This is a genomic window from Thermoleptolyngbya sp. M55_K2018_002, assembly GCF_015295965.1.
GTDB classification, from domain to species: domain Bacteria; phylum Cyanobacteriota; class Cyanobacteriia; order Elainellales; family Elainellaceae; genus Thermoleptolyngbya; species Thermoleptolyngbya sichuanensis.
This window is the reverse complement of sequence record NZ_DVEA01000176.1, coordinates 1-3,781: the sequence shown is the minus strand read 5'-3', so window position 1 is coordinate 3,781 and position 3,781 is coordinate 1. Positions and strand designations below refer to the sequence as shown.

4 protein-coding genes are annotated in these 3,781 nt (G+C 57.2%); 2 read left to right on the top strand and 2 right to left on the bottom strand.

Annotated features, from left to right (window positions below; genetic code table 11):
* Positions 1-557: 557 nt before the first annotated feature.
* Positions 558-1,082 (top strand): hypothetical protein, encoded by a 525-nt coding sequence (locus tag IGS51_RS08735; protein ID WP_297078046.1) that lies wholly within the window; start codon positions 558-560, stop codon positions 1,080-1,082.
* Positions 1,083-1,373: 291 nt separating this feature from the next.
* Positions 1,374-2,321: a phosphoribulokinase gene (locus tag IGS51_RS08730; protein WP_297078045.1), complete on the top strand. Its 948-nt coding sequence runs from the start codon at positions 1,374-1,376 to the stop codon at positions 2,319-2,321.
* Between the two features lie 239 nt (positions 2,322-2,560).
* On the opposite strand, the gene IGS51_RS08725 is transcribed toward IGS51_RS08730, so the two are convergent.
* Complete coding sequence (locus IGS51_RS08725) at positions 2,561-2,689, bottom strand: hypothetical protein (protein WP_297078044.1); 129 nt, start codon at positions 2,687-2,689, stop codon at positions 2,561-2,563.
* A 61-nt stretch (positions 2,690-2,750) separates the two neighbouring features.
* Complete coding sequence (locus tag IGS51_RS08720; RefSeq protein WP_297078043.1) at positions 2,751-3,725, bottom strand: lysylphosphatidylglycerol synthase domain-containing protein; 975 nt, start codon at positions 3,723-3,725, stop codon at positions 2,751-2,753.
* Between the last annotated feature and the right edge of the window lie 56 nt (positions 3,726-3,781).

The window sequence follows — 3,781 nt, the reverse complement described above, 5'->3', positions numbered from 1 at the left end:
AAGCCCCTGCAAACCGCCCCCCTGCAAACCACACCGCCGCAAACCGTTCTGTCGAAAATGTCATCGCCTACCTGCTCGATGAACCCGAAACACCCCCGCTAAGAGCAACCGATATCGCTCCAACTCAGGAGTCGTCAACCTCCAGGCAAAAACGCAAAAAGCGAAAGAGATAACCTTGTTACCGTTTTGCTGAACGCGGGCGCGAACGGGGCACAGCGTCCCTCAGACATCCCGTTCCCTGCCAAAGGAATAGCCTTGCCTCAGCAGCGAGACTGTGAAGAAGAGGCAGAGTTGACACGGCAAAAAGCAAATCAATCAAGATTGGATCAGGAAAATTGATAGAAATTGTTCGCTTTTGGATACACTAAGTTATCCACTTTGCAACCCCCACTGCAACCTGCTCAATTGGGAATCGCCGACTCTACGAACAGCGTACGTATGGCGTACGAATAGCGTACGAATAGAACTGCTGAATAGAGCGGTGAATCGATTCTGATTACCTCTGACCCTCTGCCTGACCGCAGAAACACTCGCTCATTGACCCAACCTTTACCACTATGACTACCACCAAAAAACGCCTTCCTGGCACCGTCCTGGTTCAGCAAGAATCCATCGAACAGGCCACCAGCCTGCTGGAACAACTCCCCGAAAAGCCCAAAGAAGTTTGGTCTCTGCGGGAAGCCATCGACCTGCTGCAAGACTCCATTTCAACAGCGCTCGACCGTGGCTATAGCCATGAGGAAATTGCTGCGCTGCTGGCTGATAAAAACATCAAAATCAGCGTCTCTTCCCTCAAGCGCTATCTGGCTTCCACCAAAAAGGACAAATCGGGCACCGCAGGCAAAACTCGCCGCCGCCGCAGCACCGCCGTTCAGAAAAAAGCCGTGACCGAGGCTGCTGCCGCGCTGCCAGAGGTCGAACCCGCCACGTCCGAAGAACCCGCTGCCACCCCCAAAAAGCGCGGCCCCCGCACCAGCAGCACGCGCAGCACTACCGCCGCCAAAACCAAGTCTCCCCGCACTTCGACCAAGACGAAGACCACTTCTACAACCTCGACTCGCGGCCGCAAAAAGCAGGCTTAGGAAAGGCGGGAAACATCCGCAACAATGCAATACGCCTCTGTGGGTCAGTGTCTCTGCGGGATCAACGTTTCGCAGGTATTTTCTATTGGGTTGCAGCAATTTTGTACATTTGCTACTGTTCACGCTACCTCTCAAGAGGAACGTTGCAAAATCTTACCTATATCCCCAGAAGCCTTGCGCTGAGTCCCCCAGACGCTAATAATTGGGGCTATTCGTGAACTCGATCGCCTAGCTTCGGCCACTGGCGCAAAGCGTTGGTGGGGGCTGGTGATTGCGCTTTTAGGAGGCTCCATGTCCCACCGACCCATCATTCTCGGCATTGTTGGCGATAGTGCCGCCGGAAAGACGACATTGACTCGCGGCATCGCGCAGGTGCTCGGCGAAAACGATGTGACCGTCATCTGCACCGACGACTATCACCGCTACGACCGCAAACAGCGGGCTGAACTGGGAATTTCTGCCCTGCATCCCGACTGCAATTATCTCGACATTATTCAGCAGCACCTCTCGCTGCTGCGGACGGGACAGCCTATTCTAAAGCCGATTTACAACCACAGCAGCGGCACCTTTGACCCGCCAGAGTATATCAAACCCAAGCGATTTGTAGTTGTCGAAGGACTGCTGGGCTATGCCACGCGAGGAATGCGCGACAGCTACGATGTCAAAGTTTATTTGGCTCCGCCGGAAGACCTGCGCCACACCTGGAAGATAAACCGCGATACCCGCAAGCGTGGCTATACCCGTGAGCAGGTCATCAAGCAAATCCAGCAGCGCGAGCCAGACTCCGAAGCCTTTATTCGCCCGCAGCGGCAGTGGGCGGATGTCGTGGTGAGCTTCTATCCGCCCATCGACAACTTAACGCAGGATGAACTGCTGCTGGCGGTGCGGCTGGTGCTGCGTCCCACGATTCCCCATCCAGATTTCAGCAGCATTATTGGCGACGGAGAACATGCAGGCGGTGCGGTGCGGCTGGGGCTAGACCGCGACATGGGCAAGCCTGTGGACGTAATGGAGATCGATGCCCATGCTACCGCAGAGCAGGTGCGAGATCTGGAGCGCAGCCTGTGCCAGGAGGTGCCCTACTTGGGTCAGTTTTGCAGTCTGGAGGGCAATCCTGGAATTGGCAAGCTGATTGGCACCACTGGAGAGACGCTGCAAAGCTATCCACTCGCCATTACTCAACTGTTGATTACTTATCACATGCTGAAGGCCGCGAACGTTTCTGCAAACGTTGCCTGACGGTAGGATTCTAAGTGGGATTCTAAAAAATCAGGAAATTTTGGTTCGTGAGATCCATTCTGATTTGACCTCCGTATTTGTGTCTAGAGCGCCAACCCCTCCCCGGATAGGCGTTATAGGCGTTTTTATCAGCCAAAAGTCCTCTCACAAACGTTTCCATAAACATTCTCACAGGTGTTCCCCTAGGCATTCTCGTAGGCATTCGCATAAAAATTTCATAGACATTCTCACGAGCATTCTCATTTGCCACTGGCAGAGGTCAATAGCCGCATCAGCATGAACAACGGTCGATGCGTGGTGCTGGATGCACAGGGTTGCCGCTGCCCGTAGCACGCTCCCGCCTGTATCCAGTCGTCTTGGCGAAACAATTCTGACTGCTGCTGGGGTTGAAAGATGATTACCGAGCGATCGCCCGTCTGGGTTGCCCTGCTAGTGTGGACGCTGGACTCCCAGTTCTCGCCACGCCAGCGCCGCGCCGATGGCCTCTGCCAGCGTGCTGATTAGCCGATAGAGGGCGACAACGCTGAGCAGAATGGCGGGCGCAAGCTGGTTGCCCAGGAGGGCGATCGCCGTTGCCTCGAACACGCCAATGCCGCCCGGTGCGCCAGGAATCATCAGCCCCAGCAGCCACGCAAAGCTGAACCCGCTGATCAGCGGCAGCCATTGGGCCGGCGCAACGGGCTGTAAGGCCAGGGCGATCGCCACGAACCCTAGCCCCCGTAGCGCCACAAACAGGAGTTCTCCCAGCAGCGGCCGCAGGGGATAGCGCTTGAGCTGCCAGGGTTTAGCCTCAGATGCCACAGAAGACGGCACAGAAGACGGCGCGGAATCTGCCAAATCTGCGGCGGCATCAGCCGTCTTTTTGCCCCTGCCCTTGAGCCGCCGCAGCACGGCCAGCACTGGATTTAGCACGCGGGGATGCACGCCCGCCAGCACGATGACCAGACTCAGCGCCTGCACGCTCCAGTTTGCCTGCCGAATGCCCACTAGCCCTAGCATCAGGGCCGCCGCCGCCATCAGCAGCGGTTCCAGCAGCACGCTGAGGGTCGCCGCGCCCAGGGAAATGCCGCGCTCCTGCGACGCGACCACCCGCCCATAGAGATGCCAGACGTTTCCCGGCAGATACTTGGCAATGTTGGTTTTCAGGTAAGTGCGCGTGGCCCACAGCGCCGGAACGGGCTGAGCTAAATCGCCCAAAATCCAGCCCCAGACCCAACCCGTCCAGAGATGGGCGATGAGGGTGATTAGCAGGGCGATCGCCAGCAGCCCCCAGCCCGCCCCCTCGATCCGAATCTGCGCGACCTCTGCCCAGTGTCGCCGCACCGCCTGCGCCAAAAAGAACAGCGCCCCGCCGAAAATGGCCCAGCGGAGGAAATCTTTGGGGCGGAGGTTTATAGATGGCATTGGGAAGAGGGAAGAGGGAAGAGGGAAGAGGGAAGAGGGAAGAGGGAAGAGGGAAG

Bases quoted from the DNA above. Each gene is read 5' to 3' on its own strand.
- IGS51_RS08735 (WP_297078046.1), top strand. From the start codon at position 558: ATGACTACCACCAAAAAACGCCTTCCTGGCACCGTCCTGGTTCAGCAA.
- IGS51_RS08720 (WP_297078043.1), bottom strand. From the start codon at position 3,725: ATGCCATCTATAAACCTCCGCCCCAAAGATTTCCTCCGCTGGGCCATT.
- IGS51_RS08730 (WP_297078045.1), top strand. From the start codon at position 1,374: ATGTCCCACCGACCCATCATTCTCGGCATTGTTGGCGATAGTGCCGCC.